Raw genomic sequence first — 5,780 nt, forward strand, 5'->3', positions numbered from 1 at the left:
GCCGTGAGACCGGCCTTGGTGGCGGGCACCCTGAGTTCGGGGTCGTAGACCCGGCTGGTCAGCAGCGGCTCGTAGATCGCGGCGAGTTCGGGGTTGAACCGCAGTGCGGGGACGACGGCGTAGGTCATCGAGATCGGACAGATGTGGCCGGGCTCGGGCGTCCACACCGAGGTCTTCGCGGCCCGAACGACGTGGGCGCCCGGACGGTCGTCGGCCCACGGCGCGGCGTGCAGCCCGGCGCCCACCGCGACGGTCATGAGTTCGTGGTAGGCCGGGTCGTACTCGACTTCGTCGATGCGGTGGCCGTAGCGGTCGTGGGTATGCAGGACGGGCTGGTTGCGGTCGGCGAGCTCACCCCAGCGCTGCGCCTTGGCGCTGCCGCAGAGGGCGCCGAGTTCGGTCACTTCGTCGGCACCCCATCCCCCGCCCTCGCGGATCAGCGCCTCGGCGAGGACGGGCGACGTCGCGGGGTTGTAGTTCTCCAGCGGAGGGGCTTGATTGGTGACGACGTGGGTGCCCGCGGACGGGAGGAGCGATGGGGTGCCTGCGGACGTGAGGAGCGATGGGGGGCGCGCGGACGGGAGGAGCGATGAAGGATCTGCGACCATCCCCCACTGTTACATTTTCTCGACAGTCGCACAAGAGACGTAACACTGCCTGCGCGGCTCGCCTCGCATACTTGTCCGATGAAGCCGAACACCGTCGTCCACGCCGCCACGATCGATCTGGACCACGAGCCCGTGCCAGCCGACCAGTCCGTCAGCGGTGGGCCGACCACCGCCGCCAGTTCCATCGACGAGTTCGGCGGTCTGGAGGTCGGGGTGTGGGAGATGACCCCTGGCGTGATGACCGACGTCGAGGCCGACGAAGTCTTCGTGGTGCTGTCGGGATCGGCCGTCGTCGAATTCGCCGACGACAGTGCGCCGTTGACGCTGATCGCCGGGGACGTGGTTCGCCTGGCTGCCGGCGCACAGACCACGTGGACGGTAACCGAGACGCTTCGCAAGGTCTATCTCACCGGGGCCTGACCCGGCTGTGATCCCGACTGCGATCAGCGTGCCGCCGCGTCGGGGCCGATCGCGGCGGTCGTGACGACGCCGCTGACAGCCGCCCCTCAGACGTTCTCGCGGAGGAATGCGATGTCGTCCTTGCGCCCCTCGTCCGAGGTCTCGCAGATCACCGGTGCGTCCGCTGCCTTGACGACTGCCACCAGCAGTTGCGGATCGATCTGACCGGTACCGAAGTTGGCGTGCCGGTCCGCACCGGAGCCTGCGGCGTCGCGCGAGTCGTTGCAGTGGACGAGGTCGATGCGGCCGGTGATGGCCTTGATCCGTTCGACAGCGCCGACGAGCGCCTCACCGGCCGCCCACGCGTGGCAGGTGTCCAGACAGAAGCCAATTCCCTTGTCGCCGATGTGATCCCACAGCCTGGCGATGGTGTCGAAGTGGCGTGCCATCGCGTGGTCCCCACCCGCGGTGTTCTCCAGGTACACCGGCACGTCGCTCTTGAGATAGTCGAGCGCCTTCACCCACCGCTCGAATCCCGCGTCCATGTCGTCGTCGTCGGCGTGCCCGCCGTGCACGATCACCGCCGTCGCATCGATCTCGGCGGCCGCGTCGCAGGTGTCCTGCAGGATCTTGCGCGACGGGATGCGGACGCGGTTGTTCGCCGAGGCGACATTGATCAGGTACGGCGCGTGCACGTACAGCGGCACGGCCGACGCGCGCAGCGAGGCGGCGTCCTCCCGCGGCTTCGGCTTCTTCCAGCTCTGCGGGTTGCCGAGGAAGAACTGCACCACCTCGGCACCATCGGCTTCGGCGGCGGCCAGGGGGTCTTCGTCGTGCACATGCGAACCGATCAACACGCATTCAGTCTAGTGACGGCGCCGACACCGTCAGGACAGTCGGGCGTCCGCACTGGCAGGACCGATGTGCACCGACCGGTGCGGGTCGGGCACGCCGAGCAGGGTGCCGTCGTGCTCGACGGCGGTGGCGCCGAACCGCAGCGCGTTGGCCAGGCCTTCTGCGCCCCCGGACGGCACGGCCAAGAAGCCGGCGAGGAAGGCGTCGCCTGCCCCAACGGTGTTGACGACGCGGTCAGCGCGAGCGGTGCCGTGCAGCGCCTCGGGCAGGTGCTCGTCGACCAGCAGTGCGCCATCGCCGCCGAGGCTCACCAGGACGGTACTCACGCCGCGGGCCAGCAGCGTGCGGGCGGCCGCGGTGACGTCGCCCACGGTGCGCAGCGTCGTGCCGAGCATCTCGGCGAGCTCGTCGGCGTTGGGCTTGATCAGGTGCGGCAACCCGTCGCGGTCATTGGCAAGGACGCGCGCCAGCGCGGTACCGGACGCATCGAGCGCCACCCTGCGCCCGGCGCGGCGGGCGTCGGCGACTGCCCCCGCCAGCCGGTCGGCATCGAACCCGGCGGGCAGGCTGCCAGCCCACAGCACCCAGTCGCCTTCGCCGCCCACCGACAGCGCGGCAGCGCACAGCGCGTCGACCTCACCGACGGAGAGCACGGGTCCCGGCTCGTTGACCTTGGTGCTGCGTCCGTCGGCCTCGACGAGGGAGACGTTGCTTCGCACCGCGCCTGCGATGGGTACGCCGATGGTGGGGAGGCCCAACTCATCGAGTCCCGCGATGACTTCGTGGCCCGTTCCGCCGCCTACGGGGAGCACGGCGCGGACGTCGATGCCCGTGCCGTGAAGCGCGAGTGCGACGTTGACTCCCTTGCCGCTGGGCTCGGTCATGGTCGAGGTGGCGCGGTTGACGGCTCCGGGTTCCAGGATTGGCAGGTGCAAGGTGCGGTCCAGGCTGGGGTTCGGGGTGACGGTGACGATCATGGGCGGGCCACCTCCACGGTGACGCCCGCGGCGCGCAGTCGCTTGCGGTGCTGCGCCGTCACGCCCGCGTCGGTGATCAGCACGTCGACGTCGGTGAGTTCGGCGTGGCGCGCCAAGCTTTCGTGGCCGAACTTGCTCGAGTCGACGAGGAAGACCCGCTGCCGCGCTGCGGCCAGCATTCGATGCTTCACGTCTGCCTCGTCGGCGTCGGGCGTGGTGAGTCCACGCTCGAACGACAGCGCATTGGTGCCGAGGAAGGCCACGTCGACGTTGATCGACGCGAGCGCCTGAGTGGTGAGCGCTCCGACGGCGGCCAGCGTGACGGGCCGGATCCTTCCGCCGAGTGCCACCACCGGAATGCCCCTCTCGTGCAGGGCGGACCCGACGGGCCAGGAGTTGGTGTAGACGACGAGTTCCCGTTCGGTGGGCAGCATTTCGGCCAGCCGCAGCGTCGTAGACCCGGCGTCGAGCAACAGCGAGCCGCCATCGGGGACGAACTGCAGGGCCCTGCGGGCGATGGCCGTCTTCTCCGCAACGTGTTCGTCGCGGTCGGCGACGTGGGGTTCGGCGCGGCGCGGTTCGACGGGTACCGCTCCCCCGTGCACCCGGCGTAGCAGTCCGCGGCCCTCCAGCAGCGCGAGGTCCTTGCGCACGCTCTCGGTGCTGATTCCGAAGAGCATTGATAGTTGCGCACTTTCGACGCGTCGGTCGGTGGCGAGCAGCCGCAGCATCTCGGCGTGCCGTTCGTCGGCGAACCAGGTCCTCTCGGCCACCGTCACGGCGCCCCGAGATGGTCGGCCGCCCCGATGGCGGCACAGGCCCGCGCGGCGAGGGTGGCGGCGCCGAGTGCGCCGGCTTCCTCGACGGTCGAGACCTCCAGCGGACCGAAGCGAGATGACTTGGCGCGCATCACCTCTGCGCTGTGCCGCCACCCTCCGGTGACCACGACGCGCACGGCTGGGCCGACGACGTCGTCCATCGCGCGGTGCAACACCAGCGCTTCGTCGGCCGCGGTGGCCACCACGAGGCGCCACTCGGCACCTGGTCCGCTGTCGGGCGACGATTCGGCGGCCGCGTCCAGTTCGGCGACCCTGGCGGGCTCGAAGCCGAGCCGCTCCAGTGTGCGCAGCTGAGCGAGCCCACCCTCGGTCCCGCCGAGCAGGCTCCAATGGCCTGCCTCGACACTGGGGTCGGTGGTGATGCCCGCGGCCGCCAGTCGCGCGATGTCCTCGCGGGCGGGCACCGGCGCGATGGTGCGGACCAGCGCCTCGGCCGTTCCGGACGAATCCAGTTCGTACCCTTGACTCGTCGCGCGGGCACCGAGGGCCGAGGCTTGGTGGTCGTGGCCGGCGAGGGTCAAGACGGCACCGTGTAGCAACGGATGCACGGCCTCGGACGTGACGGCACCGACGGGCACGCCCGCCGCCACCAGCGGCGGCATCAACTCACGGGTCGCGCCCGACCAGTCCATGGCCACGTCCCACCAGTCGCCGGTCGTGACGTCGAGCCACCCGGTGCGCCCCGCTAGCGACAGCTCCAGGACTGCGTCGCCGCCGAGTCGACGCACCACCCAGCCACCGACGTCGAACCGAGTGACCGCCTCGCGGCTGACGGGGAGGTGATCGAGGAGCCAGCGATGCTTGGTGAGCGAGAACTGGCCCCGAAGGGGCTTTCCCGCGATGCCGCCGAACGCCTCGGCGCCGACGGTCGCGGCCAAGTCGGCGACCTCCTCGTCGTCGCGGTCGTCGTGCCACGCGATGACGCGGGCCAGCGGGCGCTCGTGGCTGTCGACGAGGATGCCCGATTCGCCCATGCTGGTGACCCCCACCGCTTGGATCGGCACGTCGGCCGCCGCGGCGGCAGCGCTCAACGCGTCGAAGGCGCTGCGGCACAACGCCTCTGCGTCGATGTCGGTGCCCTCGGGGCCGACGTCCCAAGTGGTCGCGGCGCGACCCGTTCCGAGCACCAGACCGTCGGCGTCGTAGACCACGGCCTTGCTCGAGGTGGTACCGACGTCGAGACCGGCAAATGCCGTCATTGGTGGTTCCCGCCCATTGCCCGGATTGCGTTTACATGGATATGATTGCGTTTTATTGGATTTCCGTCAAGCCTCAGGAGTGCCATGCCGCTGGTCACCACGGCCGAACTCGTCTCCGCCGCCGCCTCGCGAGCCGGTGGCGTCGCGGCCTTCAACGTGGTCACGCTCGAACACGCCGAGGGCATCGTCGCCGGCGCGCAGCGGGTCGGCGCCGGCGTCATCCTGCAGGTCAGCGAGAACACCGTCGCATTCCACGGCACGGTGCGTCCGGTGAGCGCCGCTCTGGTGGCGCTGGCCACCGAGGCTCGGGTCCCCGTCAGTCTGCACCTCGATCACGTCGAGAAGCCCGAACTCTGGGAGCAGGCTGCGGCTGCCGGATATTCGTCGGTGATGGTCGACGGCGGATCGCTGCCGTATGACCGCAACGTCGCCGTCACAGCGGACGCCACGGCGCAGCTTCACGCGCAAGGCCTCGCGGTGGAGGCCGAGCTCGGGTACGTCGGCGGCAAGGATTCTCAGGTCACCAGCGCGCATTCCCCCGGCGTCCGCACCGATCCGGGCCAGGCGGCCGAATTCGTCGGCGCCACGGGCGTGGACGCCCTGGCCGTTGCGGTCGGCAGCTCCCACGCGATGACCACCCGCACCGCAGAACTCGACCTCGACCTCATCGCGGCGTTGCGCGACGCCGTGCCTGCGCCGCTGGTGCTGCACGGTTCGTCGGGCGTTCCCGACGACGCGCTACGCGCCGCGGTGCGCGCCGGGATCGTCAAGGTGAACATCGGGACGGCCCTCAACATCGCCTACACCGGTGCGGTACGGACGGCGCTGACGGTCGACGGTGGTCAGGATGCCGTCGACCCGCGCCGGGCATTGCGCACGGCGCGGGTCGCGGTTGCCGACGCC

The 5,780-nt window shown here is 70.4% G+C and carries 6 protein-coding genes and 1 pseudogene; 2 read left to right on the forward strand and 5 right to left on the reverse strand.

Annotated elements, in window-relative coordinates; genetic code table 11:
* Nucleotides 1-608: pseudogene (locus ABW137_RS37025) on the reverse strand (DNA alkylation response protein); the annotation flags it as partial.
* 78 nt (nucleotides 609-686) lie between these two features.
* Here ABW137_RS37025 and ABW137_RS37030 point away from each other — a divergent pair.
* Entirely contained in the window at nucleotides 687-1,028 is a 342-nt protein-coding gene (locus ABW137_RS37030) for a cupin domain-containing protein (protein ID WP_526408164.1), read from the forward strand.
* An 86-nt stretch (nucleotides 1,029-1,114) separates the two neighbouring features.
* Here the strand turns inward: ABW137_RS37030 and ABW137_RS37035 are convergent, their stop codons facing one another.
* From ABW137_RS37035 to ABW137_RS37050, 4 genes are read right to left on the reverse strand one after another with little or no spacing between them, the layout of a single operon-like run.
* Nucleotides 1,115-1,864 (reverse strand): deoxyribonuclease IV, encoded by a 750-nt coding sequence (locus ABW137_RS37035; RefSeq protein WP_526408166.1) that lies wholly within the window; start codon nucleotides 1,862-1,864, stop codon nucleotides 1,115-1,117.
* A 30-nt stretch (nucleotides 1,865-1,894) separates the two neighbouring features.
* Entirely contained in the window at nucleotides 1,895-2,839 is a 945-nt protein-coding gene (locus ABW137_RS37040) for a 1-phosphofructokinase family hexose kinase (protein ID WP_526408168.1), read from the reverse strand.
* Nucleotides 2,836-3,612 carry a DeoR/GlpR family DNA-binding transcription regulator gene (locus ABW137_RS37045; RefSeq protein WP_526408170.1) on the reverse strand — a complete coding sequence of 259 codons (777 nt, stop codon included), beginning with the start codon at nucleotides 3,610-3,612 and terminating at the stop codon, nucleotides 2,836-2,838. Before ABW137_RS37045 ends, ABW137_RS37040 begins: the two co-directional genes overlap by 4 nt.
* 2 nt (nucleotides 3,613-3,614) lie before the next feature.
* Nucleotides 3,615-4,877, reverse strand: a complete 1,263-nt coding sequence (locus ABW137_RS37050; protein WP_526408173.1) for an FGGY family carbohydrate kinase — start codon at nucleotides 4,875-4,877, stop codon at nucleotides 3,615-3,617.
* Between the two features lie 84 nt (nucleotides 4,878-4,961).
* Here ABW137_RS37050 and ABW137_RS37055 point away from each other — a divergent pair.
* On the forward strand, nucleotides 4,962-5,780 hold an 819-nt coding region (locus tag ABW137_RS37055), incomplete at its 3' end, for a class II fructose-bisphosphate aldolase (protein WP_526408175.1).

This window comes from Mycobacterium sp. (genome assembly GCF_040509115.1).
Lineage (GTDB): Bacteria > Actinomycetota > Actinomycetes > Mycobacteriales > Mycobacteriaceae > Mycobacterium.